The sequence below is a fragment of the Mesorhizobium sp. LNHC232B00 genome (assembly GCF_000502435.1).
Taxonomy (GTDB): Bacteria; Pseudomonadota; Alphaproteobacteria; order Rhizobiales; family Rhizobiaceae; genus Mesorhizobium; species Mesorhizobium opportunistum.
In genome coordinates this window covers 72451-98858 of record NZ_AYWP01000006.1, presented here as the reverse complement: position 1 = coordinate 98858, position 26408 = coordinate 72451, and the positions used below count along the sequence as shown (strand labels likewise).

22 protein-coding genes are annotated in these 26408 nt (G+C 63.8%); 15 read left to right on the top strand and 7 right to left on the bottom strand.

Going from position 1 to position 26408, the window contains the following annotated elements; all coding sequences use genetic code 11:
* The first annotated feature begins 45 nt into the window (after window positions 1-45).
* The 7 genes from lpxC (at window position 46) to X743_RS158885 (ending at window position 8330) form a co-directional block, all read left to right on the top strand.
* Complete coding sequence (gene lpxC, locus X743_RS158855) at window positions 46-996, top strand: UDP-3-O-acyl-N-acetylglucosamine deacetylase (RefSeq protein ID WP_023765121.1); 951 nt, start codon at window positions 46-48, stop codon at window positions 994-996.
* 251 nt (window positions 997-1247) lie between these two features.
* Complete coding sequence (locus tag X743_RS158860) at window positions 1248-2117, top strand: outer membrane protein assembly factor BamD (RefSeq protein ID WP_023765120.1); 870 nt, start codon at window positions 1248-1250, stop codon at window positions 2115-2117.
* Between the two features lie 218 nt (window positions 2118-2335).
* Complete coding sequence (gene recN / locus X743_RS158865) at window positions 2336-4009, top strand: DNA repair protein RecN (RefSeq protein ID WP_023765119.1); 1674 nt, start codon at window positions 2336-2338, stop codon at window positions 4007-4009.
* A 133-nt stretch (window positions 4010-4142) separates the two neighbouring features.
* Entirely contained in the window at window positions 4143-6347 is a 2205-nt protein-coding gene (ligA, locus tag X743_RS158870; protein ID WP_023765118.1) for an NAD-dependent DNA ligase LigA, read from the top strand.
* Entirely contained in the window at window positions 6347-7039 is a 693-nt protein-coding gene (locus tag X743_RS158875; RefSeq protein WP_023765117.1) for a TIGR02453 family protein, read from the top strand. Before ligA ends, X743_RS158875 begins: the two co-directional genes overlap by 1 nt.
* Window positions 7040-7308: 269 nt before the next feature.
* Window positions 7309-8037, top strand: a complete 729-nt coding sequence (locus X743_RS158880; RefSeq protein WP_023765116.1) for an AzlC family ABC transporter permease — start codon at window positions 7309-7311, stop codon at window positions 8035-8037.
* Entirely contained in the window at window positions 8034-8330 is a 297-nt protein-coding gene (locus X743_RS158885) for an AzlD family protein (RefSeq protein WP_023765115.1), read from the top strand. Before X743_RS158880 ends, X743_RS158885 begins: the two co-directional genes overlap by 4 nt.
* A gap of 91 nt (window positions 8331-8421) precedes the next feature.
* Here the strand turns inward: X743_RS158885 and X743_RS158890 are convergent, their stop codons facing one another.
* The 3 genes from X743_RS158890 to X743_RS158900 form a co-directional block, all read right to left on the bottom strand.
* On the bottom strand, window positions 8422-10266 hold the full coding sequence (locus tag X743_RS158890) for an aminopeptidase P family protein (RefSeq protein WP_023765114.1): 1845 nt from the start codon (window positions 10264-10266) through the stop codon (window positions 8422-8424).
* Between the two features lie 135 nt (window positions 10267-10401).
* Window positions 10402-11274: a 50S ribosomal protein L11 methyltransferase gene (locus X743_RS158895; protein WP_023765113.1), complete on the bottom strand. Its 873-nt coding sequence runs from the start codon at window positions 11272-11274 to the stop codon at window positions 10402-10404.
* Between the two features lie 67 nt (window positions 11275-11341).
* Complete coding sequence (locus tag X743_RS158900) at window positions 11342-11920, bottom strand: SCO family protein (RefSeq protein ID WP_013894687.1); 579 nt, start codon at window positions 11918-11920, stop codon at window positions 11342-11344.
* Window positions 11921-12128: 208 nt separating this feature from the next.
* Between X743_RS158900 and X743_RS158905 the strand changes: the two genes are divergently transcribed.
* From X743_RS158905 to X743_RS158915, 3 genes are all read left to right on the top strand, one after another.
* A complete protein-coding gene (locus X743_RS158905; RefSeq protein WP_023765112.1) occupies window positions 12129-12644 on the top strand; it encodes a CreA family protein in 516 nt (171 codons plus the stop codon).
* Window positions 12645-12717: 73 nt separating this feature from the next.
* Window positions 12718-13359: a DapH/DapD/GlmU-related protein gene (locus X743_RS158910; RefSeq protein ID WP_023765111.1), complete on the top strand. Its 642-nt coding sequence runs from the start codon at window positions 12718-12720 to the stop codon at window positions 13357-13359.
* A gap of 352 nt (window positions 13360-13711) precedes the next feature.
* Window positions 13712-14137, top strand: a complete 426-nt coding sequence (locus X743_RS158915) for a low affinity iron permease family protein (protein WP_023765110.1) — start codon at window positions 13712-13714, stop codon at window positions 14135-14137.
* Between the two features lie 3 nt (window positions 14138-14140).
* On the opposite strand, the gene X743_RS158920 is transcribed toward X743_RS158915, so the two are convergent.
* Complete coding sequence (locus tag X743_RS158920; protein WP_023765109.1) at window positions 14141-15007, bottom strand: SDR family NAD(P)-dependent oxidoreductase; 867 nt, start codon at window positions 15005-15007, stop codon at window positions 14141-14143.
* A gap of 182 nt (window positions 15008-15189) precedes the next feature.
* Between X743_RS158920 and X743_RS158925 the strand changes: the two genes are divergently transcribed.
* Window positions 15190-15471: a hypothetical protein gene (locus X743_RS158925; protein WP_023765108.1), complete on the top strand. Its 282-nt coding sequence runs from the start codon at window positions 15190-15192 to the stop codon at window positions 15469-15471.
* Window positions 15472-15711: 240 nt separating this feature from the next.
* Here the strand turns inward: X743_RS158925 and X743_RS158930 are convergent, their stop codons facing one another.
* Window positions 15712-16287 (bottom strand): TMEM175 family protein, encoded by a 576-nt coding sequence (locus tag X743_RS158930; RefSeq protein WP_023765107.1) that lies wholly within the window; start codon window positions 16285-16287, stop codon window positions 15712-15714.
* Between the two features lie 487 nt (window positions 16288-16774).
* On the opposite strand from X743_RS158930, the gene X743_RS158935 reads away from it, so the two are divergent.
* On the top strand, window positions 16775-17983 hold the full coding sequence (locus X743_RS158935) for an MFS transporter (RefSeq protein ID WP_023765106.1): 1209 nt from the start codon (window positions 16775-16777) through the stop codon (window positions 17981-17983).
* Between the two features lie 23 nt (window positions 17984-18006).
* Here X743_RS158935 and X743_RS158940 read toward each other — a convergent pair whose 3' ends face one another.
* Window positions 18007-19479, bottom strand: a complete 1473-nt coding sequence (locus tag X743_RS158940) for an MATE family efflux transporter (RefSeq protein ID WP_023765105.1) — start codon at window positions 19477-19479, stop codon at window positions 18007-18009.
* A gap of 209 nt (window positions 19480-19688) precedes the next feature.
* On the opposite strand from X743_RS158940, the gene X743_RS158945 reads away from it, so the two are divergent.
* A complete protein-coding gene (locus tag X743_RS158945; protein WP_023765104.1) occupies window positions 19689-20483 on the top strand; it encodes a L,D-transpeptidase in 795 nt (264 codons plus the stop codon).
* Window positions 20484-20573: 90 nt separating this feature from the next.
* On the opposite strand, the gene X743_RS158950 is transcribed toward X743_RS158945, so the two are convergent.
* A complete protein-coding gene (locus X743_RS158950; protein ID WP_023765103.1) occupies window positions 20574-22049 on the bottom strand; it encodes an esterase-like activity of phytase family protein in 1476 nt (491 codons plus the stop codon).
* Window positions 22050-22346: 297 nt separating this feature from the next.
* On the opposite strand from X743_RS158950, the gene X743_RS158955 reads away from it, so the two are divergent.
* Both X743_RS158955 and X743_RS158960 read left to right on the top strand, forming a co-directional pair.
* Window positions 22347-24758 (top strand): FAD-dependent oxidoreductase, encoded by a 2412-nt coding sequence (locus X743_RS158955; protein ID WP_023765102.1) that lies wholly within the window; start codon window positions 22347-22349, stop codon window positions 24756-24758.
* Between the two features lie 12 nt (window positions 24759-24770).
* Window positions 24771-26324, top strand: a complete 1554-nt coding sequence (locus X743_RS158960; protein ID WP_023765101.1) for a trimethylamine methyltransferase family protein — start codon at window positions 24771-24773, stop codon at window positions 26322-26324.
* The last annotated feature ends 84 nt before the right edge of the window (window positions 26325-26408 follow it).

Here is a 26408-nt window from a genome sequence, read left to right as displayed (position 1 = left end):
GCCGCGCCCTCGGGCTGGAGAAGCGGACCTAGGCATTACGGGCTTATGGGGATTGTCTTGCACGACTACCAGACGACAGTGAAGGCGCGCGCGTCGCTTACGGGCACCGGCGTTCACAGCGGCAAAGAAGTTTCTGTCAGTTTCGTGCCCGCGGATGCCGATACCGGCATCGTGTTTCAGCTTGTCAGCGAGGAAGGGCAGGGCCGTGAGTTCCGCGCCCTGTTTTCCGAAATCGGTGCCACCGACCTGTGCACCATGCTTGGCGATCCGGCAGGCGAGCATATCGCCACCGTCGAGCACATCATGGCCGCTTTGTTAGGCCTCGGCATCGACAATGTCCTCATTGAGATCGACGGTCACGAGGTTCCCATCCTCGACGGCAGCGCAATGGCTTTCGTGGAAGCCATCGACCAAGCGGGCATCGAGACCTTGCCGGTCAAGCGGCGCTACATCAGGGTCGTCAAGCCGGTCCGCATCGAAAACGGTGCTTCCTGGGCCGAGTTCAGGCCCTATGACGGCACCCGTTTCGAGGTCGAGATCGATTTCGAAAGCCCGGCGATCGGGCGCCAGCTCTTCGCTTCCGACATCAATGCGGACATTTTCCGCCGCGACATCGCGCGGGCCCGCACCTTCGGCTTCATGAAGGATGTCGAGCGGCTGTGGGCCGCCGGCTATGCGCTGGGATCCTCGCTTGAGAATTCGCTGGTGATCGGTGACGACAACCGCGTCATCAACATGGGAGGCTTGCGCTTCCCCAACGAATTCGTGCGCCACAAGACGCTCGACGCCATGGGCGACCTGGCGCTGGCCGGCGCCCGCTTCATCGGCTGTTTCCGCTCCTATCGCGGCGGCCACAGGTTGAACGCCGCGGCGCTGCGGCGGCTGCTGTCGGACCGCACGGCTTTCGAAATCGTCGAGACGACGCGCCGCGAGCGCGGCCGCGCCGCCGAGATGAGCGCCGTCAATGCGCCGCTCTACGCACCCTGGATGATCTGAATTCCTCGACGTTTCGGGACGGTGAGTGTTGCATGAATGCACCACCCGCCGGCGAAATCGCAGCGATAATCCGACTCGGACCAGCCGCCACAAAAATGCGCGATTGGCTGGACATAGCGTTGCCGGGCAAGGCGGTTATGGTCTATGGCTGCTGCCGTCGATTAGTGCATGTCGCTCAAAAGTGGGGACCAGTTTTGGGACAACAGCATGCAAGAGGCATTAAAATAACGCCGAAAGGGCGCAATCCAATCATGTTTTTCAAGCGAGTCGGTCAGTCGAAAGCGCCGCAGCGGTCTATGTTCCTGGCGCTTTCGGTGGTTGTTCCATCGCTCTTTCTGTCGGCCTGCATGTCGTCCGAGAAAGACATCGACCTGTCGACCTATGTCGACCAGACGGAGCCGGCCGATGTTCTCTACAACCAGGGTCTCGCCAATCTGAATGCCGGGCGCCTGGACGAGGCGAGCAAGAAGTTCGACGCTGTCGACCGCCAGCATCCCTATTCGGAATGGGCCCGCAAATCGATGGTGATGGGCGCCTTCGCCGACTATCGCAAAGGCAGCTACGACGAAGCGATCTCGTCGGCCAAGCGCTATCTGGCGCTTTATCCGTCCACCGAGGACGCGCCCTATGCGCAGTACATCATTGGTCTCAGCTACTACCGCCAGATCAAGGACGTGACGCAGGACCAGAAGGAAGCACGCCAGACCTTGCAGACGATGCAGGATCTGGTCACGCGCTGGCCGACTTCGGAATATGTCGACGACGCCAAGGAGAAGATCCGCTTCGCCAACGACCAGCTCGCCGGCAAGGAAATGCAGATCGGCCGCTATTATCTGGAGCGCCGCGAATACATCGCCGCCGTCAAGCGCTTCCGCACCGTGGTGGAGAACTATTCCAACACGCGCCATGTCGAGGAAGCACTCGCCCGTCTCACCGAAAGCTATTACGCGATGGGGTTGACCTCGGAGGCCCAGACGGCCGCCGCTGTGCTCGGCACCAACTATCCCGACAGCCCGTGGTACAAGGATTCCTACAAGCTGCTGCAGAGCAACGGGCTTGCGCCGCGCGAGAATGCCGGATCGTGGATATCCAAGGCCGGAAAACTGATCACCGGCGCCTGATCGCCAGGCCTCGGACCGAAGCGCGCGTTTTTGGATTGATCCGACGCTGAAACAAAAAGATAGTGCGGCGCTGCGACTCCAACCGGGTCGCGTGCCGCTCCACAGCGGTTCGGTGGTTTGATTGAAGCGCTGAGCCGTCCCAACTTTTTGTTTCTACGCAATTCCCGTGGGAAAACCGCTACGCACTTTTCCTGGAATTGCTTGAGGTCCGGGTTCTGATGCTTGCCAGACTGTCGATCCGCGATATCGTCCTGATCGAGAAGCTGGATATCGACTTCCAGCCCGGTCTGTCCGTGCTGACCGGCGAAACCGGTGCCGGCAAATCCATCCTGCTCGATGCTTTGTCGCTGGCGCTCGGCGCGCGCGGCGATGCCTCGCTGGTGCGCCATGGCGCGGCGCAAGGCCAGGTCATCGCCGTGTTCGATGTGCCGCGCAACCATCCGGTGCGCGCGCTGCTTGCCGAAAATGCCATCGAGGATGATGGGGACATCATCCTGCGCCGCGTGCAGACGGCGGACGGCCGCACCCGGGTGTTCGTCAACGACCAGCCATCCAGCGTGACCTTGATGCGCGATGTCGGCCACGCGCTGGTCGAGATCCACGGCCAGCACGATGAACGGGCCCTGGTCGATCCCGGTGCCCATCGCGACGTGCTCGATGCTTTCGGTGGCCATCTCGGCGCCGTTCGTTCGACCGGCGAGGCATGGCGGCACTGGCGCGCTTGCGAGCAGGAACTTACGCGCCACCGCGCCAAGGTGGCGGCGGCGGCGCGCGAGGCCGACTATCTGCGCGCGGCGGTCACTGAGCTGACCAGGCTCGATCCGCAGCCCGGCGAGGAAACGGAACTTGCTGAATTGCGCGCCCAGATGATGCGCGCCGAGAAGATCGCGTCCGAAATCCATGACGCGCAGGACGTGTTGTCCGGCCCGTCCTCGCCGTTGCCACAACTGGCCAGCCTGCTGAGACGCCTGCAACGCAAGGCAACGGAGGCGCCCGGCCTGCTCGAGGACGTGGTCAAGTCGCTGGACGAGGCGATGCTGTCGCTCGACGCGGCGCAGTCGGGCGTCGAGGCCGCATTGCGGGCCACCGAATATGATCCGCAACGGCTGGAAAAAGCGGAGGAGCGGCTATTTTCGCTGCGTGCCGCGTCACGCAAGCACAGCGTTGCCGTCGATGACCTGGCGCAGTTGCGTGACACGATGGTTGCCGATCTTGCCGATCTCGATGCCGGCGAGGAACGCCTGCATGGACTGGAAAAGCAGGCCGCTGCCGCGTGCGAGGCCTATGACATCGCCGCCGCACAGCTCTCCTCGCTGCGCCACGCGGCGGCGATCGGCCTGACCAAGGCCGTCATGGCCGAACTGCCGGCGCTGAAGCTCGAGCGCGCCGCCTTCATCGTCGAGATGAAGAGCGAGGCCGAGACCCGCATGGAAGAGGGCATCGACCAGATCGAGTTCTGGGTGCGCACCAACCCCGGCACGCGGCCCGGCCCGATGATGAAGGTGGCGTCCGGTGGCGAGCTGTCGCGCTTCCTGCTGGCGCTGAAGGTGGCGCTGGCCGACCGTGGCTCGGCGCCGACGCTGGTTTTCGACGAAATCGACACCGGCGTGGGCGGCGCCGTGGCGGACGCCATCGGTCAAAGGCTGGCGCGGCTGTCGAAGCGCGTGCAGGTGCTCTCGGTCACCCATGCGCCGCAGGTGGCGGCGCGCGCGGCGACGCATTTCCTGATCTCCAAATCGGGCGGCACCGATCGCGTGGCGACCGGCATTGCCGAGATGGATCGGACGGCGCGGCAGGAAGAGATCGCCCGCATGCTGGCCGGCGCCACGATCACCGATGAGGCACGCGCCGCCGCCGAGCGGTTGTTGCGCGAAAACACAAACGCGGCATAGGAATATCCGGTGTGATGGATCGAGTCAGGATATGGCTCCATCCTGCTGGTCAGGAATGATCTTTTCCGAAAACCGGTTCCCACGTTTCGGGATCATGTTCTATTGTGACGCGGCATCGTTCGGGGACAAAAACATGGCCGAAAAACCTGTCGATTCGCTCAGCGAGAGCGAAGCCGAAGCCGAGCTCCAGCGGCTGGCCGAGGAGATCGCCGAGCACGACCGGCGTTATCATACGGAAGATGCGCCAACGATCACGGACGCCGAATATGATGCGCTGAGGCGTCGCAACTTGGCCATCGAGGAGCGCTTTCCCGGCCTTGTACGCGAGGATTCGCCGTCGCTCAGGGTCGGGGCCGCGCCAGCGGAAGGCTTCGCCAAGGTGCGCCACGCGATGCCGATGCTCAGCCTCGCCAAGGCCTATACCGACGAGGACGTCACCGATTTCATCGAGCGCGGCCGGCGGTTCTTCGACCGCGACAAGGACCTCGACATCGCCTTCACCGCCGAGCCGAAGATCGACGGGCTGTCGGCATCGCTGCGCTACGAGAAAGGCGTATTCGTGCAAGGCGCCACGCGTGGCAACGGCACCGTGGGTGAGGACATCACCGCCAATCTGAGGACCATCGCCGACATTCCCGCGAAGCTGAAAGGCTCGGGCTGGCCGGAAATCATCGAAATCCGCGGCGAGGTCTACATGACCTATGCCGAGTTCGAAGCGCTAAAGGCACGCTCGGCGGCGGCCGGCGGCCAGGACTACGTCAATCCGCGCAACACGGCTGCCGGCTCGCTGCGCCAGAAGGACGCCTCCGTCACCGCCAGCCGAAACCTCAAATTCTTCGCCTATGCCTGGGGCTACACGACGGAAGATCCGGCGCCGACCCAGTACGGTGCCGTGCAGAAATTCGCGGATTGGGGGTTCAAGATCAGCCCGTTGATGGTGCGGGCGAAGTCGGTCGAGGAACTGGTCGCGCACTATCACCGGATCGAGGAGCAGCGCTCCTCGCTGGGCTATGACATAGACGGCGTCGTCTACAAGGTCGACCAGTTGGAACTGCAGCGCCGGTGGGGGTTCGTCACCGGCGAACCGCGCTGGGCTATCGCGCACAAATTCCCCGCCGAACAGGCAATGACGACCGTGCAGAAGATCGACATCCAGGTGGGCCGCACCGGCACGCTGGCGCCGGTGGCGCGTCTGGCGCCGGTGACGGTCGGCGGCGTGGTGGTCGAGAACGTCACGCTGCACAATGAGGATTACATCAAGGGTTTCGACAGCAATGGCCAGCCGATCCGCGACGGCATCGACGTGCGCATCGGCGACACGGTGGTGATCCAGCGCGCAGGGGACGTCATTCCGCAGATCGTCAGCGTCGTCATCGACAAGCGTCCGGCCGACGCTACCCCTTACGAGTTCCCGCACACCTGCCCGGTTTGCGGTTCGCCGGCGACGCGCGAAATCAACGAGAAGACCGGCAAGGAGGATTCGCGGCGACGCTGCACGGGCGAACTGATCTGTGCCGCGCAAGCCGTGGAGCGATTGCGCCATTTCGTCTCGCGCGGCGCCTTGGACATCGAAGGCCTTGGCGCGGAAAACATCGATACGTTCTTCAATGCCGGATTGATCAAGACGGCCGCCGATATCTTCACGCTCAGGGATCGCCGGCCCGCCGTCACCAAGGCGCTGGCCGAGCGGCGCGAGGAGCAAGCCAGGCAGCGCGAGGCGGCATCGGGCAAGACGCGCAAGAACGTCCGCAGCGTCGAGGACCGCAACTATGAAGGCCTGGACAAGCTCTTCGCAGCCATCGATTCGCGCCGCGAACCGGAACTCGACCGCTTCATCTTCGCATTGGGCATCCGCCATATCGGCGAGACGACGGCCGCTTTGCTGGCCCGCACCTTCTCGACCATCGAGGAACTGATCCGCGTCGGCAAGGAGACGGCCGCGGCGGAAGATCCGCACACCGTGTTCCCGTCGATCAACGGCATCGGCGACACGGTGATCGACGCGCTGCGCGATTTCTTCGGCAATCAGCGCAATGACGACGTGCTGGAGAAGCTGCTCGAGCAGGTCAAGCCGAAGCCGTACATCGTCACCGTCTCGGCCGACAGCGAAGTCGCCGGCAAGACGATCGTGTTCACCGGCACGCTGGAGAAGATGACCCGCTCCGAAGCCAAGGCGATGGCCGAACGGCTCGGCGCCAAGGTCGCCGGCTCGGTTTCGGCGAAGACCGACCTGCTGGTGGCGGGGCCTGGTGCGGGCTCGAAACTCAAGCTTGCCAGCGAACTCGGCGTCGAGGTCATCGACGAGGACACCTGGCTGCAGCGGGTCGGCAAGTCCTGATGGAAAGCACCTTCAAAGGGTTCGGCCAAAAGGCCATTCCGTTCCTGAAGGCGCTGGATTTCCACCAGAGCCGGGAATGGTTTTTGGAGAACCGCGACCTGTTCGAAACGGAATTGCGCGATCCACTGGGCAATCTCGTCGACACGCTGACGTCGCGTTTTGCGGAGGCGGGGTTGGGTTTGCGCGGCGACCGCAAGAAGTCGCTGTTTCGCATCAATCGCGACGTGCGCTTCGCCAGGGATAAGCGACCCTACAACCGCCACCTGTCGGCCATCCTGTCGCCGGACGGCACCAAGATGGAACAAGGCGTGTTCTACGTGCATATCGGGCTGGAGGGTTGCTTCGCCGGCGTCGCCTGGTGGCAGCCGGAGGCGGCGCTGCTGCTGGCGATACGCCGTTCCATCGAGACATGGCCCGAGAGGTTTCGCGCCATGGTGAAGGCGTTGAACAAGAATGGCCTCGAACTCGATACCGAAGGCGCCATGAAACGCACGCCGCGCGGCTTCGAACACGTCATCGACAAAGACCTTGCCGCGGCCATTCGCAACCGGCATTTCGTCGTTCGCCACGTGATCGATCCGGCCGGCATTCACGGGCCGGAACTGGTCGAGGAGCTCGTCGATTTCACCTTGCGCGCCAAGCCGCTGCTCGATTGGGGCAGGGCGATCGAGGGCAAAACCGAGAGGGATTAAGCGTTACTCGAACGCCGCCACGATCATTTCCGCTGATCGTTTGGCTCAAGCGAATTCGTGTGACAAGGCCGGGCATGCCACCTACATACCGCCACTCCTAAAGCGCGTCGCGCTCAAGCGGATTCATGCGACGCGCTTTAGGTCTTTGTTTTTGTGCATGTCGTTCCCCCAAAACCGGGTCACTTTTGGGCGACATGCATTAGTTGTTGTGCATGTCGTAATCCCAAAACCGCTACGCACTTTTGGGCGACATGCATCAGGAGTGGTTTATGGCGACGGACGTGATTTCGCAGGGCGGCGATCGAAGCGATTTCTGGCAGGGCGTGCGGCTCTCGATGCCTGTCGTGGTGGCTTCAGCGCCGTTCGCGGTGCTGTTTGGGGCGCTTGCCGTCGACCAGGGCTTTTCGGTCCTCGAAGCGTTCCTGATGAGCGCGCTGGTTTATGGCGGCGCCAGCCAGATGGTCGGTATCCAGCTGTTCGGCCAGCACGTCGCGCCGTGGCTGATCGTGCTGTCGATCTTTGCCGTCAATTTCCGCCATGTGCTCTATTCCGCCGGCATCGGCCGGCGCATCGCGCACTGGCCGATTATCCAACAAGCGCTTGGCTATTTCATTCTCACCGATCCGCAATTCGCGGTGGCCGAGGCGAGGGCGCAATCCGGAAAGAAGGTCGGTTTCGCCTGGTACCTGGGACTGGGCCTGCCCGTCTACGTGTTCTGGGTGATCGAAAGCGCGCTCGGCGCGGTGTTCGGCAAGCTCATTCCCGACACGCATGCGCTGGGCATCGATTTCCTGCTGCCGATCTATTTTCTCGGCCTGGTGATGGGCTTCCGCAAGCGGCCGCTGTGGCTGCCGGTGGTGATCGCCAGTGGCGCCGCCTCGATCATCGCCTACAAGACGGTCGGCTCGCCTTGGCACGTCTCGATCGGCGCCATTGCCGGCGTGGTGCTCGCCGTAATCCTGCCGCCGCACCATAGCGGTGTGGGGACAAAGCCATGAGCACGACATTCTGGATCATCATCGTCGGCGCGATCGCCACCTATCTGACGCGCATTGGCGGGCATCTGGTCATCTCCCGCTTCGACAACATCCATCCTCGCGTCGAGGCAGGCCTCAACGCCGTGCCCGCGGCGGTGCTGACGACGCTGGTAGCGCCCGAACTGTTGAATGCCGGACCGGCGGAATGGGCGGCATTGGTGGTTACTGCGCTGGTTTCGCTGCGCGGTGGGCTGATGGCGATGTTTCTGGTCGGGGCTGCGGTGCTCATAGCGGCCCGGCAGTTCGTGGGGTGATTTTGCCGGCGCGAACGTTTCGAACGTCCGCGCCGCCCTTCATTGTCCTGCCGGGCATTTCTCCCCGCAAACGGGGAGAAAGTAGCTCATCTTAAATCTTGGCGTCGTGCGGCAATGGCGCGGTTGCCTTTTCCAGCCAGGCCAGCGTTTCGCCGTCGAGCATCGGGCCGATTTCGGCCAGCACGCGGGCGTGGTAGGCGTCGAGCCAGTGCAGTTCCTCGCGTGTCAGCAGATCCGACCGCACCAGCCTGATGTCGATCGGCGCCAGCGTCAGCGTCTCGAAGCCGTGCATGGCGATGTCGCCGCCCTCGATTTCTGCCGCCGGCGTCACCAGGATCAGGTTCTCGATGCGAATGCCGTAGGAGCCTTCCTTGTAGTAGCCGGGTTCGTTGGACAGCATCATGCCTTCGAGCAGCTTCTCCGTCCCGGTGCGGGCGATGCGCTGCGGGCCTTCGTGCACGGCGAGATACGAGCCGACGCCATGTCCCGTGCCGTGGGCGAAGTCGCAGCCGTGCTTCCACAGCGCCATACGGGCGACGGCGTCGATCTCCGAGCCGCGCGTGCCGGCGGGGAAGCGCAGCGTGGAAATGCCGATCATGCCCTTCAGCACCAGCGTGAAGCGTTCGCGCATTTCCTCGGTCGGCTGGCCGATGGGCACGGTGCGGGTGATGTCGGTGGTGCCGTCCTGATATTGCGCACCGGAATCGAGCAGGAACAGCTCGCCTGCCTTGAGCTTGCGGTTGGTGGCACGCGACACGCGGTAATGCATGATGGCGCCGTTCGGCCCGGCGCCGGAAATGGTGTCGAAGGAGACGTCGCGCAGCGGCATCTGGGTTTCCTCGCCGGTCTGCCGGCGCGTTTCCTCCAGCCGGGTGACGACCGCGATCTCGTCGAGGGAGCCGGGTTTCTGGCGCTCCAGCCAGCACAAAAGTTTCGCTACCGCCGCGCCGTCACGGCGATGCGCGGCGCGCGAACCGTTGATCTCGGCCTGGTTCTTGGTGGCGCGCGGGATGCGGGCCGGATCCGGCGCTGCAATCACCGTGCCGCCATTGTCCTCGACCAGCATGCGCAGCCTGTCGGCCGCCAGCACCGGATCGAGCGCGATCTTGGCGCCGCCCTTGGCAAGCGCCACGATGGCGGCTTCGAATTCGCCGGGCTCATGCAATTCGGCGAGCTGGGTCAGATAGGCGGCGACCTGGCGCGAGAACTTGCGCTTGTCCATGAACAGCTGGTGCGATCCGTCGGCGCCGAGGATGGCGAAGCCAAGCGCCAGCGGCGTGTGCGGCACGTCACCGCCGCGGATGTTGAAGGCCCAGGCGATCGAGGAGGGGTCGGTCAGCACCGCATGGGTGGCGCCGTCCTTGCCGATCGCCGCCGCCAGCCGCGCCAGCTTGTCCTTGGCAAGTTCGCCGGCAAAGCCGATCGGGTGCAGCTCGACCGGAGCCACGGGCGCCGCTGGCTGATCCTTCCAGATGATGTCGATCGGGTTCTTGGTCAGCGGCACCAGCACGGCGCCGATCTTGTCGGCGGCTGCCTGCAGCGCCTTGACCTCACCGACCGTGTGCAGCCAGGGATCGAAGCCCAGCCGCGCGCCTTTGCCGATATTGTCCTTGAGCCAGACCGGGGGCGGGTTGTCGAGCAGGCTTTCGACGGAGAAGATGTCGAGATCGACCTCGCTGCGCACCTGCAGCGTGTAGCGCCCGTCGACAAAGATGAAGGCGCGGTCGCGCAGGACGATGGCGACTCCGGCCGAGCCGCTGAAGCCGGTCAGCCATTTCAGCCGCGCCGAGCGATCGGCGACATATTCGCCCTGATGCTCGTCGGCGCGCGGAACGATGAAGCCGTCGAGGCCATTGCCGCTCAGCCATTGGCGCAGGAGCGCCACGCGCGGCTTGCCGACTGCCGGGTCGCCCGCGGAATCGAAGGTCTGGAACATGATGGGCCTCCTTGCACGCGCGAGCGTAGCTTATGGCTCGGGAAATCGGAATCGATTTCCAGCGGCGCAAACTGCTACAGCCTCGCCTGGCTGACAACCGAGTGGGCTTGGTCCAGCGCCGTGCGAATTCCGCGCTCAGTGCTTGAGGTGGATAGTCACCCAGCCTTCGCGGTGCAGCGTGCGCACGTGGCGGAAATTCTGGCCGACATAGGCCGAGATGACCGCGTCGCGCTGGCGCTCGAGAATGCCTGACAGCACGATCGAGCCGCCAAGCGCGATGTGTCCGGCCATTTGCGGCGCCAGCCGCATCAGCGGCCGCGCCAATATGTTGGCGATGATGAGATCGAAGGGCGCGCGCTTGCCGAAGATCGGATGGTGAAAGCCCGGCGCCGTCACCGTCTCGATGAGAGCCTTGACGTGGTTGAGCCGCGCATTGGCGGCGGCGACCTTGACCGCCACCGGATCGATGTCGGTGGCCAGCACCGGGATATGCGCCAGCTTGGCCACGGCGATCGCCAGCACGGCGCTGCCGGTGCCGAGGTCTAGCGCATTGCGCGGATGTTCGCGCCGCACCACCCGTTCCAGCATTTCGAGGCAGCCCGAGGTGGTGCCGTGGTGGCCGGTGCCGAAGGCGAGGCCGGCCTCGATCTCGATGGCGAGTTCGCCGCTGTGGCGTTTCCTGCGGTCATGCGCGCCATGGACGAAGAAACGCCCGGCGCGCACCGGCTTCAACCCTTCCAGCGAACGCGCTACCCAGTCGATGTCGGGCAGCGCCTCGCGCTCGACGGGCTTCGACAGGGTGAGGCCGGCGAGAATGTCCTTCATCCGCGCCTCGATCGCGTCGACGTCACCGTCGGCATAGAGCGAGACTTCGTAGATGTCCTTGTCTTCGTCGACCTCCAGCACCGCGATCGGCAGGCCTTCATCCTCGAAGGCCATCTCAAGAGCTACAAAAATACGCTCCGCCTCGACCTTGCCGGTGGTGAAATGGAGCCGTGTCTGGGTCATCAGGTTAAGTTTCTCTTTGAGCATGATCTTGTCCGAAAAACCGGCTTCCACTTTTCGGGATCAAGCTCTAGCCCTTGGCCGCGAGGCGCTTCAGTTTTTCGACAGCGGTGCTTGCACTTTCGCCGTAGGCGATCGTGCCGGCGAAATCGCCCTTGCCGTTGAGCAGCAGCACCGAGGCGGTGTGGTCCATCGTGTAGTCGCCGTCGCCGGTGTCGACCTTCTTCCAGTAGATGCCGAACGACTTGGCCATGGCGTGGACCTTGTCCGGATCGCCGGAGATGCCGATGATGCGGTCGGAGAAATTGCTGACATAGGCATTCATCACCGCCGGCGTGTCGCGCTCGGGATCGACAGAGACGAAATAGGCATGCAGGTTCTTGCCGTCGTCGCCGAGCGTCTTCAGCCAGCCGGCGAGTTCGAACAGCGTGGTCGGGCAGACTTCCGGACAATGGGTGAAGCCGAAGAAGACAACGCTGGGCTGGCCCCGGAACGCGGCCTCGGTGATCGGCGCGCCCTTCTGATCGACCAGGGTGAAGGGGGCGCCGAAGGGTTCGCCGCCATAGTGGCCGCGATACCAGTCGAAAGTCAGCCAGCCGATGCCGGCCGCCATGAGGACGAGAATGCCGACCAGGATAGAACGCATCATCAGAACAGTCCGTCTGTAACTTCATCGGGTGCCGGCCGAAGCCACGCTCCCTTGTTCGGCCGACAGTCTTAGCGGTTCGACCGGGTACACGCAAAGATGCCGCGTTGACGCAACCAGCCGTGGCGGCGACCGGCGTTTTGATCGCACCTTGCAATGCATTGGTCCTCGCCCCACCTGAGACCGGCAACTCGAACGCAGGAGGCTCCACTTGCTCGAATCGATTGGGCGCGGACGGATTGGGCGAAAACTGATCGGCGCGTTGGCCGCGTGCGTCGTGCTTGGCACCGGCGCTGCCGTCGCCGAGGAAGTCGGCAAGGTTGGTGTCGACTGGGTCGGCAACGACATCATCGTCGAGGCGATCAAGGATCCGAAGGTGGAAGGCGTGACCTGCCACGTCTCCTATTTCGACCGCAGCATCATCGACCGCCTGCACAAGGGCAACTGGTTCGAGGATCCCTCCGATTCCTCGATCTCCTGTCGCCAGACCGGGCCGATCACCATCGGCGACATCGACATGGGCGAGGGCGGCGAGGAGGTTTTCAAGCAAGGTATCAGCCTGATCTGGAAGAAGCAGGTGGTGAACCGCATCTATGACAAGGCCAACGATACGCTGATCTATCTCTCGCATTCGCGCCAGGTGCAGAACGGTTCGGCCAAAATGTCGGTCACGACAGTGCCGCTCTACGGCCAGACCGTGGTGTGGAGCAAAGGCAAGCCGAATTAGATTCGCGCGATTGGCCTGACGGACAATTGTTCGCGGCTTGCGGGCGTGGTTGCTCTGACGTAAAGCCGCCGTCATGGACCGTTCCCAAGATCTCGTGCTGAAGGACTCCGAGCCGCGCATCCATCCGACCGCGGAACTGAAGGCGTGCAAGCTCGGCCGCTATGCCGCGATCGGCGAACGGGTGGTGTTGCGGGAAGTCAATGTCGGCGACTTCTCCTATTTCGAGCGCCATTCGGAGGCTATCTACACCACCATCGGCAAATTCTGCTCGATCGCCGCCAACAGCCGCATCAACGCGCTGGAGCATCCGATCGAGCGACTGACCCAGCACAAGGTCAGCTATCGGCCGAACGAGTATTTCCGCTGGCTGGGCGTCGACGCCGCCTTCCGCGATCGGCGGCAATCGAAAGCCGTGACCATCGGCCATGATGTATGGATCGGCCACGGCGCGGTGATCATGCCCGGCATCACCGTTGGCAACGGCGCCGTCGTCGGCGCCAATGCGGTGGTGACCCATGATGTGCCGTCCTACACCATCGTTGCCGGCATACCGGCGAAGCCGCTCAGGGCACGCTTTTCCGCTGCCGTCGCGGCGCGAATCGAAGCTCTTGCCTGGTGGGACTGGCCGGTCGAGAAACTCGCCCGGGCGGTTCCCGATATCCAGGCGATGCCGATCGAGGCGTTCCTCGATCGCTGGGAAAACCAGGCCTTTTAGGCCGGCATCCTGCCGTTGTCTCGAAGTTCCGCACTCCGTTGAGCGAGGCAATCCGCAGGTTGAGGCGGCGCTGCGAAGCAAGCTGCCATTTTCCGCGCTCTCCGGACTGAAACCCCTTCCGCCATGCGGGGGTGGCGCGGCGGAAGGGGCTGGAGGTATAACCGCCGTGAAGCGGAGGAACAGGCACTTTTGCCTGCACCGTTACTGTGACATCCAATCCGATAAGGTGTGTTTTCCATCGCATGCATGCTTTGCGTGCATTCAATTGTGCCTGACGTATTTGTCACCGGCGGGAACCCGAAACGGCCGTCGGATGTTTCTCATCGCGGCAGCAATCGAGGGATCCCGACAGATGGAAAAGCTTTTCACCAAGATCGCCAATTGGGTCGCCCATGTAGCCGGCCTGCCGCCGACATTTGCCATCTGCTGCGCGATCATCGTCGTCTGGGCGGTAAGCGGGCCCTATTTCGGTTTCTCGGATACCTGGCAATTGGTGATCAACACAGGCACGACCATCATCACCTTCCTGATGGTGTTTCTGATCCAGAACACCCAGAACCGTGACGGCGCGGCAATCCAGGCCAAGCTCGACGAACTGATCCGGGTGAGCCGTGCCCACAATCATTTCATCGGCATCGAGCATCTGACGGAGTCCGAGGTCGAGGAAATTCGCGCCAAATGCGAACGGGCGGCACGGCGGCATGACCAGAAGATCGCCGCCGCTGCCGGGAAGAAGGCCGTGGCGCAAAAGCGCGGGGCGAAGAAGCAGGCCGCTTGACGGTCAGCCTTTTATGAAGGCCGCGAAAGCATCCTTGTGGTCGGGGTGCCAACGCGACAGGGCCGGGCGGTTTTCGATGATGTCACCGATCGCCCAGGCCATGCGCTTTTCATCCAGCGGGCGCGCCACGTCATTGTCCGGGCACAGGATGTAGAAGTCGCCCCTGACCAGCGATTCCAGCATGAAATCGATGACTTGTTCGCCGGTCCAGGCCCCGGCCGGCTTTTCCGTCGCGCCTTCGGTGAGGCCGGTATAGGTGAAACCGGGGATCAGCAGATGCGCCGACAGGCGTGCGCCAGGCTCGTTGCGCAAGGCGTGCGCCAGGCCCTCGGTGAAGGTCTTCACGCCGGCCTTGGAGACGTTGTAGGCAAGGTTGCCGGGCGGCGTCGTGATGCCTTGCTTGGAGCCGGTGTTGACGATCAGCCCTGGCCTGGCAGACGCCAGCATGCGCGGCGCGAAGGCCCCGACGCCGTGCACGACGCCCCAGAAATTAATGTCGAGGAGCCGCTTCCAGTCCTCGCGGTTCTCCCAGGGTTTGCCGGGATTGTCGCCGACGCCGGCGTTGTTCATCAGCAGCGAAACATCGCCAAAGGCGCCGAATGCCCGGTCGGCGAGACGATCGACCTCATCGGCCTTCGAGACGTCGGCGGCGACGGCCAGCACGGCGTCGTCGCCGGCAATGGCGGAGACCGCCCGGGAGGCATCGTCAAGACGCGCGCCACCAATGTCGGCAAGCACGATCTTCATGCCCATCAGCGCAAGCCGCTTTGCCGCTGCCAGACCAATGCCGCTGGCGGCGCCGGTGATGACGGCGGTGTTGCCCGGCGCAAGCGCGGGCAGGGCGGTCTGGATTTCAGCGTCGGGGATCATCGGTGACGGGTTCCTTCTTTCGATGGCGCCGAACTTAGCGCCGCAACGGGCTTGCGCAAGCCTCCGTCAGCGTGTGTTCGGGTTGACCATGCCGGTCGAGGCTGCGCATGCTGCCCTCGGCAAAAGAAGACTTTTGCCAGGGCAAAAGGAGACTTTTGCCGGGATCAACGGAGATTTTTCGATTGACGGATTGGATTGCAATTCTGAAGGAACAGACCGCCACCGGCGACCAGATGGGACGCGAGGTGCCGCAGATGCTGGCCAATCCCGATATCAGCGAAGCGCAGGTGAAGACGCTGTTTTCCGCGCTGGAGAAACAGGCCGAGTTCGTCGAGAAACTGCGCATGGCGCTGGAAAAGTTCGGCCATGATTTTTTGATCATCAAGGCGGCGGAGCGGCTGGAGGAGCGCTATGCAGACCTGGCCGCTTCGGTGGCGGAAAAGCTGAAAGCAATGCGCAGATAGAGCAATCCAGGAAAAGTGTGAAGCGGTTTTCCGTCCGGGATTGCGTCAAACAAAGAGCAATTCCAGGAAAAGTGTGAAGCGGTTTTCCGTCCGGAACTGCGTCAAACAAAGAGCAATTCCAGGAAAAGTGTGAAGCGGTTTTCCGTCCGGAATTGCGTCAAACAAAAAGCAATTCCAGGAAAAGTGTGTGGCGGTTTTCCGTCCGGAATTGCGTCAAACAAAGAGCAATTCCGGGAAGGTCTACTTTTCGATCATCCGCGCGAAACGCGTATCCGGCACCAGCCAGACCAAGGCGACCAGCACATAGAGCGCTACGCCGATCCACTGATTGACGAAAGTCAGCACGACGGCCGCGATATAGACGGCGAGCGAGATCTTTCCCTTGCGATCGTGGCCCAGCGCCTTGGCAAAGGCGGTGTCGTTGCCGTGCAGGCGGTGCAGCGCGGCGGCCAGGATCGTATAGGCAATGGCGCAGAGTGCGAGATCGGCGCCATAGACGGCGACCGGCACCGGCGCAAAGTGGTTCTCGCCCATGAAGGCGGTCGTTGCCGGCATCAGCGACAGCCAGAACAGCAGGTTGAGATTGGCCCACAGCACGCGGCCATCGACGCGTTGCACGGTATGGAACATGTTGTGCAGATTGTTCCAGTAGATGCCGACGTTGATGAACGACAGCACGTAGCAGAAGAAGATCGGCCACAACGGTGCCAGGGCGGAAAAATCCTCGCCATGCGGCACTTTCAGTTCCAGCACCATGATGGTGATGATGATGGCCACCACGCCGTCGGTGAATGCCTCGACCCTGCCTTTGCCCATGATCCCGCCCCTTGCCCGCAAGGAATTGTCGAAAGAAAGTAAATTGTTAGCCTATGTTGCCGAGCCGATAAACGGCGCTTGGGAAATTCCTCAACTATGTCGGTGGAAACCGTGGCACAGCGGCTGGGTCAGTTCCGGCTATCTCTCGCGGGCCCATGTCGTTCGTCCGCCAGTCATCATCGTGCGCCCGCCGCATCGGCCGCCGCACAGGCCGCGCCCCGGCAAATGCAAGATCGCGCCCGGCAAGAGGCCGCCGGCCTCGATCCGAACCTTCTTCAGTCGGCGGCTCTCCCGTTGAGGCTCTGGTTTTTTGTTTTGACGCAATTCCCAAGGGAAAGCGCAAATGCGCTTTCCCCGGAAAACCGCTTCACACTTTCCTGGAATTGCTCTCAGCCCACCGTGGTGTCAGGAGCCTGCCAGCCGGCCGGAACGTCGGGAATGAGGACGCGTTAAGATCGCGATCCCGAGGCTGGAAGGGAAGTTGGCCATGACATTTCGCGATTTGGCGCATACGCAAGAAGCGGCTCGTGGCGACGCTCTTGCGATTCCGACTGTCGCCGCGATGATTGCCGTGCTGTTTGCCGGCAGCACGGCACTGACACCGCTCTATATCATCTACAAGCAGCAATTCGGTTTTTCGCAGATCACGCTGACGCTGATCTATGCGGTCTATGTCGTTGGCAATCTCGCCGCCTTGCTGGTGTTTGGCGGCGCATCGGACGTTGTGGGGCGCCGGCCAGCGGCCCTGGCGGCGATGGGCGTCGCCATCGTCAGCGGGCTTGTCTTCCTGTTCGCCGAAAATGTTCTGTCGCTCGACATAGCACGCATCCTGAGCGGGCTTGGCATAGGCATTGGCGCAGGGACAGGGACCGCGTGGATCGCCGAGCTTCTCCCCAATGCCGACAAGTCGCGCGCCAGCGTCATTGCCACCAGCACCAATTTCCTCGGCCTCGGATTCGGCGCGCTCGTTTCGGGACTGCTGGCACAATATGAGCCCTGGCCGTTGCGGCTGGTCTTCATCGTCTTTCTGGTGGCACTCGTGGTGGTGACGATCCTGGTCTGGCGCACCCCTGAAACGATCGCGAAGCCGGGTGGCGTCAATCAGATTTCCATGCGGCCGCAGCTTTCCGTCCCGCAGGAAATACGCGCGCGCTTCGTTGCGCCGGCGGTGACCGGCTTCGGCGCGATGGCGCTGGTCGGTTTCTATGCCGCCCTGGCTCCCAGCATTCTGGCGCAGCAGCTGCACGAAACCAACCACGCCGTCGCCGGCGCGCTGTTCTTCGAACTGGCGATCGTCGCCGCGGTCAGCATCGTGGTGCTGAAGCAGGTGCAGAGCAGCAAGGTCATGTTGGCCGCGCTTGCCCTGATGGTCCCCAGCGTCCTGCTGGTGGTGGCGGCACAGGTGCTGGCATCGATGGTTCTGATGATCGCGGCCACCGCCTGCTGCGGCGTCGTGGCGGCGCTTGGCTATCGCGGTGGCCTGCAGGTGGTGAACGAGATCGCGCCGGATGATCGCCGCGCCGAAATTGTGTCCAGCTTCTTCGTCTGCTGCTTCGTCGGCAACGCCTTGCCGGTCATCGGAATCGGGATCGTCTCGACCTATGCCAGTCCGATCGCCGCAAGCCTGGCATTCGCCGCCATGATTATCGTATTCGCGGTGGTAGCGCTGGCTTTCGGGCTGAAACATCGGCGCTGAGATGACCAGGGCCCGGCCGAATCTCAGCCGTTTGGCATTTCAGGCGCCATGTTGGCGCGCTGGCGCGGCACCCCAAGCCCGGTGTCCGGCGGCTCGCCGGCAGCCGGTCGGTTCTCGATCATGTGCAAGGTGCGCCAGCCGCCGAAGCGGTAGTAAGCCGCGGCCAGCACGAGTGAGGTGATCGAGCCGGCTGGAAAGCTCCACCACAGTGCTTCCTCGCCGAGCATACCGCGCATGAAATAGGCAAAGCCGGTGCGCACGACCAGCACCGAGATCACCAGGATGATCAGCGGCGGCATCACCGCGCCCGTGGCTCGGACCGTAGCGAACAGCACGATGGTGATGCCGAACAGGACGAACGACCAGGATGCGACACTGTTGATGTGGGCGGCGATGTCGATCGCAGCGCTGTCGCTGCTCAGGAACAGGCTGAGGATCGAGCGGTCGAAAAGCCATAGCAGCGCGACGAGGGCGCCAGTCAGGACGAGGTTGAAGCCGACGCCGGAGGCAGCGACCCGGCCGATCCGGTCCCAGCGGCCGGCACCGACATTCTGCGCCGCCATGGAGGAGACCGCGGCACCGATGGCGAGCGCCGGCATCTGGATATAGGTCCACAATTGCGCGGCGATGCCGTAGGCGGCGGCGACCTGCGAACCGTAGGAATTGACGATGCCCATCACCGTCAGCGCCGCCGCTGAGATGACGACCATTTGCAGGCCCATCGGCACGCCCTTGAAGACGACGATGCGCAGCAAGGCAGCGTCTGGCCGCAGCAGGGCGAGGTTGGCGCCGGCCAGTCGCAACGGGTGCTTGCGTACATAGAGCACGACGAGGATGGCGATGACGCTCACCGTCTGGCCGATCAGCGTGGACGTGGCCGATCCGGCGATGCCGAGTTCGGGAAACGGCCCGATGCCGCGGATGAGCAGCGGATTGAGGACGATGTCGAGGACGACCGCGAGCGCCATGAAGATGAAGGGCGTACGCGAGTCACCGGCGCCGCGCAGCACGGTCATAACGAAGGACAAAAGGTTCATCATCGGCACGGCCACGAAGATGATGCGCAGGTAGGAACGCGCCAGCGGCAAGGCGTCGGCCGGGGTGCCGAGCGTGTTGAGGATGGCGTCGACCCAGATCCAGCCGCAGACGGCGAAGATGATCGAGACGAGGAAAAAGAAGGTGGCGCTGGTGCCGACGATGCGGCGCGCCTCGGGCAGGTCGCGGGCGCCGACCGACTGCGCCACCAGGATGGTCGCCGCCATGCCGATGCCGAACACGGTGCCCAGGATCAGGAACAGCACCAGATTGGCGTTGGAGGTGGCGGTCAGCGCCGATTCACCGAGGAAGCGGCCGACCCAGGCGGCATTGATCGAACCGTTGAGCGACTGCAGAACGTTGGAGCCGAGCACCGGCAGGGCGAACAGCAAAAGCGTGCGTGGGATCGGTCCGCTGGTCAGGTCGCCGGTGCGCCGGCGCGTGGGCATTTTTTCGTCCATGTCTGGCAATCCGGCGAAGGCTTGATCTTGAGACCGATCCGCGATGATCGCCGATTCAGCGGGACAGGTCGATGCGGTGCCGGAAAAGATTGGCATCGGGTCTTCTGGCGCGCCTCGATCTAATCATGTTCTCAAAGCTTCCGGAATGGGATATTGATCCTGATGGGGGCCGCGTTCCTGTTGGATCTTGCGGTTGAGCTGGGGGATTCATGTCCGATATTCCGCTGTTTTCCGAGCGCCTGAACCGGCGTGCGTTTCTGAGTGCGTCCGCTTTGAGCGCGGCCGCGATGGCCCTTTCGGCGTGCTCCACGACGGATGTTGCGCCGCCGCCGCCGCCGGTGGCCGCCGCGCCCCCCGATGCAGCTTTCGGTGACGCTGCGAGCATGTACGCGGCGCGCACCGACGAGGGCTATCAACTGCCGGCAATCCCGGTCACCAAGCTCGACCCGAAGTTCGTGCGCCAGGTCGTGGCCGACCCGACCGGCGAAAAGCCCGGCACGATCGTCGTCGATACGTCAGAGCACTTCCTCTATCTGGTGCAAGATGGCGGCAAGGCCGTCCGCTACGGCGTCAGCCTCGGCAAGGCCGGTTTCGGCTGGACCGGCAGCGCCGTAGTCCAGGCGAGGAAGAAGTGGCCGGTGTGGACGCCGCCGCCGGAAATGATCCAGCGCCGGCCGGAACTGGCGAAATACAAGGACGGCATGCCGCCCGGTCCGCAGAGCCCGCTCGGCGCCCGCGCGCTCTATCTGTTCCGCGACGGCAAGGACACGATGTACCGGCTGCACGGCACGCCGGAGTGGGATTCCATCGGCAAGAACGCGTCGTCCGGCTGTGTGCGCTTCATGAACCAGGACATCATCGACCTCTACAGCCGCGTCAACGGTCCGGCCCAGGTCTTCGTGCGTCCCAATCTGTCGGCCGCCGGCAAGATCATGGCCGTGTCGAGCAGGACAGCCGAGCCGATCGATGCGGGCGTGCCGAAAGACGCGGAGTTCTTGAAGTAAGCGCCTTCGCGGGATCCCTAGCAAGGCTCGATTATTCGATCGCGGCAGCTCAGGCGGGCGCGCCAGGCGCGCCCGCCTGAGCTGTGATCGCTACTTCTTGGCGAGGCCGGGCAGCGTCACTTGATAGACCAGGAACATGGTGTCGACATTGGCGCCGTCGTCGGCCTTGTAGGGCGCGCCGACCTGCAAACCGTCCTGGGTCAGGAAGTCGTTGTCGTTGGCGACGAACAGGAAATAGTCGTCGGGCAGTTTCGGATCGAGCACGCTTGCCAGCGACATCGCTTCCCATTTTTCCGAGAGGTTGTCGTGGTCGTTCGGCGCGCCATTGTGCAGGCCGAAGCGGCCGAGCTGGGCATTGTCGTTGATGTCGATGAACGGCGTCAGCTTGGCCGGCGTCACCGACGGATCGAGCACACCCTTGGGGGCGACCGGCTTGTCCTTGTCGAAATCCGTGCCGGCGATGTCGGTGGCCGTGGAGACGTCGACGATGCTGATTTCGCGATAGAGCGAGGTGTCGCCCTTCACGCCCTGACCGTTGCCGCTGTCGCGCGCCAGCATCAGGAAGGATGTGTCCGACAACGCCACGATCTCGCTTTGCGCGGCGACCTTGGTCTTGCCCTTGGCATCCTTGAATACCGGCAGCGGCACGACATACTCATGTGCCAGTTTCAGGTGGGCGAGATCGGACGCGTCATAGACCAAGGCCCTGGTGTTCTGCCGCGTCGCAGGAGAATCGCCGCCATCCTGCCGGGTCGCCGATTGCAGCACGGCGATCAGGAACTTGCCGTCCGGCGTCATCGCCATGCCTTCGAGGCCCTGGTTGTTCTGGCGGCCGCTTTCCGGATCCTTGGGATCGGGCTCGGCGGCACCGGGGCCGGGATTGTCGGAGGAGAAGTTCGGTGTCCCCTTGCGCATCGGCACCAGGGCAGCCGGCGGCTGGGTCGCCGACATCAGGCGGCCTTCGCCGGAGAAACGGTAGATATTGGGGCCATATTCGTCGGAGATGAACATCGAGCCGTCGGGCAGTCGCACGATCGCCTCGTTGTCGAGGGCGAGCTTGCCGTTGGTGGCGGCGGGCAGCATCGGCAAGTCGCCGGCGGCGGCGCGCACGTCCGACTGCGGATCGAGGCCGGTGGCGTCGGCGCCCTTGTCGTCGGTGAGCAGCATGCTGTCGGCAAGCGTCGCCTTGACGCCGGTCTGTTCCTGGCCGGTAGCTGGAGCGGCGCCCGGCGCGACGGGGTTAAACTCGATGCCGATCGTGTTGAGGCGCGGGCGATAGTCGGTGGTGCCGGCGACATTGTAGCCGCGGTCCGGCAGCAGCAAGAGCGAGCCCTTGTAGCCGGCAGCGTCATGCGTCCAGCCCGATGTGTCGATCGACATGCCGGAGCCCGAGCCGAAGGTTTCGCCGAACTTGTCGCGCTGGGCGGCCGGGATGCGGCCGACGCCGACCAAGCCCTTGTTGACGAGGCCGCCGACGGTCGCGGTGCCGTCGGCGAGCGCCGGCGTCAAGGCGGTGAACAAGGCCAGCGCGACGCCAAGCGACGCGGTTCGGTACAGGTGTTTCATGGACAATCCTCTTTGTGACGAAGCGTGCCGGAACGGCTGAATCTGGAGGAGGCGTCATCTCGATGATGCCGCGAGCGTCTCCCCGAAAGCGATCTACGGCGTGAACATGATGCTTGCGTGACAGGCGGTGTGTGTCCGCCGGCTTGTTTGTGCACCAGCAAAGAAGCGCATTCGCGTGACCCAATCGATGGCGCTTTGCCACGCGGAGTTTCGCCCAGTGCGGCAAGTCGGTGGCGCGGACTGGACACATATGTCTAGTGCATCTATGGTGCCGGCCTCGAACAGGGGAGGGAAGCCTTGAAGTCGCACTACCGCGCAGTCGTCATCGGAGGTGGCGTGGTCGGCGCCTCGGTGCTCTACCATCTGACGCGGTTCGGCTGGTCGGATGTGGCGGTGATCGAGCGTGCCGAATTGACCGCCGGTTCGACCTGGCATGCGGCGGCCGGCTTCCACGCGCTCAACGCCGATCCCAATGTCGCGGCGTTGCAGGACTACACCATCAACCTCTACCGCGAGATCGAGGCCGAATCCGGCCAGGACATCGGCCTGCACATGACCGGCGGCGTCAACATCGTCAGCGATCCCCAGCGCTGGGAGTGGCTGAAATCGGCCTGGGCGGTGTTCCAGTCAGTCGGCATCGAGACCGCCCGGCTGGTGAGCCCGCAAGAGATCAGAGAACTCTGCCCGATCGTCGATGTCTCCGGCGTGCTCGGCGGCCTGCATGATTCCAACGAAGGCCATCTCGATCCCTACGGCACCACCCATGCCTATGCTGGCGCTGCGAAGAAGCGTGGTGCCGAAATCATCCTGCGCAACCGGGTCATCGAGCTAATGTCGCGCGCCGACGGCCACTGGGACGTCGTTACCGAGCAGGGCACCATCGTTGCCGAGCATGTTGTCAATGCCGGCGGGTTGTGGGCAAAGCAGCTCGGCCGGATGGCCGGCGTCGACCTGCCAGTGACACCGATGGAGCATCACTATTTCATCACCGAGGATATTCCGGAGATCGCGGCGCTGGATCGGGAAATCGGCATCGCCGTCGATCTCGATGGCTTTTCCTATCTGCGCCAGGAGCGCAAGGGCGTGCTGCTCGGTGTCTACGAGCAGAACCCGAAGCACTGGAACATGGATGGGGCGCCATGGGACTACGGCATCGAGCTCATCCCGGAAGATATCGACCGCATCAGCCCGGAACTCGCCAAGGCGCATGAGCGCTTTCCGTGCCTGGCGACGGCCGGCATCCGCAAATGGGTCAATGGCGCCTTCACTTTCACGCCGGATGGCAATCCGATCGTCGGGCCGGTGCGCGGTCTCAAGAATTATTGGGTCGCCTGCGGCGTCATGGCCGGCTTCAGCCAGGGCGGCGGCGTCGGCAAGTCGCTGGCCGAGTGGATGATTTTCAGCGAGCCGCAGGCCGATATCTTCGGCATGGACATCGCCCGCTATGGCGCCTTCGCCGCCAACCGGGAATATCTCAGGCAGACGACGCGGCAGTTCTATTCGCGCCGTTTCGTCATGACCTTTCCCAACGAGCGGCTGCCTGCGGGCCGGCCTTTGAAACGCCCCGGCGCCTATGACGGCATGAGTGCCGCGGGCTGCGAATGGACGGCATCCTGGGGGCTGGAAATCCCGACCTATTTCGCGCCGATGGGTTTTCGCGAGAACACCACACTCAAGCGCTCCAACGCCTTCGACATCGTCGGTGACGAAGCTTTGCAGGTGCGGCGGGCTGCTGGTCTCGTCGATATCTCGGCCTATTCGCGCTACGCCGTGTCGGGCCCAAGCGCCCAGGCATGGCTCGACCGGCTGCTCGCCTGCAAGCTGCCGAAAGCGGGACAGGCGCGGCTCGCGCCGATGCTAGGGCCAGACGGGCGGCTGAAAGGCGACCTCACGGTGATCAACTGGGGCGGCGGCGATTATTGGCTGATGGGCTCCTATTATCTCAGGGAATTCCACATGCGCTGGTTCGAGAGCCACGCGGCTGACGGCGTTGCAATCACCGATCTTTCCGATGCGATGAGCGGCTTCCTGCTGACCGGACCGAACGCGCGCAAGATCCTGGAACGCACCACGCACCAGGACGTGTCCGGCAAGGCGTTGCCGTTCATGGCGTGCGGGGCATTCGATGTGGGCATGGTGCGGGCGCGGGTTGCCCGGCTATCCATCGCCGGCGAACTGGGCTTCGAAATCAGCTGCTCGGTGGCCATGCATGCGACGCTGCGCGAGACGCTGCTTGCCGCCGGTGAGGATCTCGGCCTGGCCGAGATCGGCTACTACGCGCTCAATGCGCTCAGGCTGGAGAAAAGCTTCGGCATCTGGTCGCGCGAATTCACGCAGGGCTACAGGCCTGGCCAGACCGGGCTCGACCGCTTCATAGCCTTCGACAAGGGCGATTTCGTCGGCCGCGAGGCGGCGCTGAGGGAGCGCAAGGGAGGCGTCTCGCAACGGACCGTGACGCTGGAGATCGATGCACTCGACGCCGACGCCAGCGGCTTCGAGCCTATCTGGCGCGACGGAAGGCGCGTCGGCTTCGTCACGTCGGGCGGATTTGGCTACACGATCGGCAAGAGCGTCGCGCTGGCGTTGGTGGACGACGATTCTGCCGAGGAGGAGACTGCGCTTTCGGTGCACATTGTCGGCGTCGAGCGGCCGGCGCGGGTCATCGCGGCCTCGCCCTACGATCCCTTGGGCAAGGCGATGCGGCAATGAGGAGGATTTCCGATGATCGATGAAGCGGCACGTGAGGCCAGGCGCGAGCGTCGGCGCGGACGCACGGGTGAGGCCGGCAGCGAAAGCAGCCGCCGGCCCAACTACCGCTCGCTGAAGAACCCGTTTCTGCCGCAGCCGATCTTTTCGGACGACCAGGTCGCCTCGATCCACGACACGGCGCTGCGCGTGCTGGAAGAGCTCGGCATCAAGGTACTGCTGCCGCAGGCACGCGAGGTTTTCGCCCGCGCCGGTGCGCTGGTCGACCCGGATACCGACATGGTGCGCATCGGCCGCGACATGGTGGCGGCGGCGCTGGCCTCGGCGCCGAGGTCGATCCATGCCCGTGGCGGCGATCCTTCCCGCGATCTGACGCTCGAACTCGGGTCGATGACGTTTCTTGCCGGAAGCGGGGCGCCCAATGTCACCGATCTCGAGCGCGGCCGGCGGCCAGGCACGCTCGCCGCCTTCGAGGAGTTCATCAAGCTGGTGCAGCATTTCAATGTCCTGCATATGCTAGGTCCCTGCGTCGAGCCGCAGGATGTCGACAACCGGTTTCGCCACTATGCCGTCAATCGTGCGCAGCTGACGCTGTCCGACAAGTTTCCCTTCGTGTTCGCGCGCGGCACGCCGCAGGTCGAGGACGGTTTCGAGATGCTGCGGCTGGCGCGCGGCCTTTCGGAGGAGGCGTTCCGCTCGAACGCCTGGTGCTACACCGTCATCAACACCAACTCGCCGCGTCAGCTCGATATACCGATGGCGCAAGGCATCATCGATTTCGCCAAAGCGGGGCAGGTCTCTATCATCACGCCGTTCTGCCTGGCGGGCGCCATGGCGCCGATAACCGTTGCCGGCGCGCTGACGCTGCAGCATGCCGAAGCGCTGGCGGGCCTGACGCTGGCGCAGATCGTGCGGCCCGGCGCGCCGGTCGTCTATGGCTCCTTCTCCTCCAATGTCGACATGAAATCCGGAGCGCCGGCCTTCGGCACGCCCGAACATGTCAAGGCAACGCTGGGCGCCGGCCAACTGGCGCGCTTCATCGGCCTGCCGTGGCGGTCCGGCGGCGGCAGCGCGGCCAACATCTCGGATGCGCAGGCCGCGCATGAGACGCAATTCGCATTGTGGGGCTCGGTTCTGGCCGGCGCTACGGTCTGCATTCATGCCGCCGGCTGGCTGGAAGGCGGCTTGAGCGTTTCCCTGGAGAAACTGGTCACCGATGTCGAGGCGTTGCAGACGGTCGCTGAACTCTGCGCCGCGACGCCCGGCGACGACGATTCCATCGGCTTCGAGGCGATCGCCGAAGTGCAGCCGGGCGGCCATTTCTTCTCGGCCGGCCACACGATGGCGCGCTATCGTACGGCTTTCTACGAACCGCTGGTGGCGGACTGGTCGAATTTCGGCAACTGGACACAAAGCGGATCGAAGACGGCGAGCGAGCGTGCCACCGGCGTCTGGAGGCGCATCCTTGCCGATTTCGAGCCGCCGGCTTCGGCCGCCGCCACGGCCGGCATGCTCGACGAGTTCATCGCCCGGCGCACCGAAGAAGGCGGGGCGCCGCCCGTGTCATAAAGCCGATCTCCCACTGATCGTCCTGGTTGTGGTGCGATCCGGAACTTGCAGTGCCTTCCGCGCATTCATGGTTTGCAGCCGGTG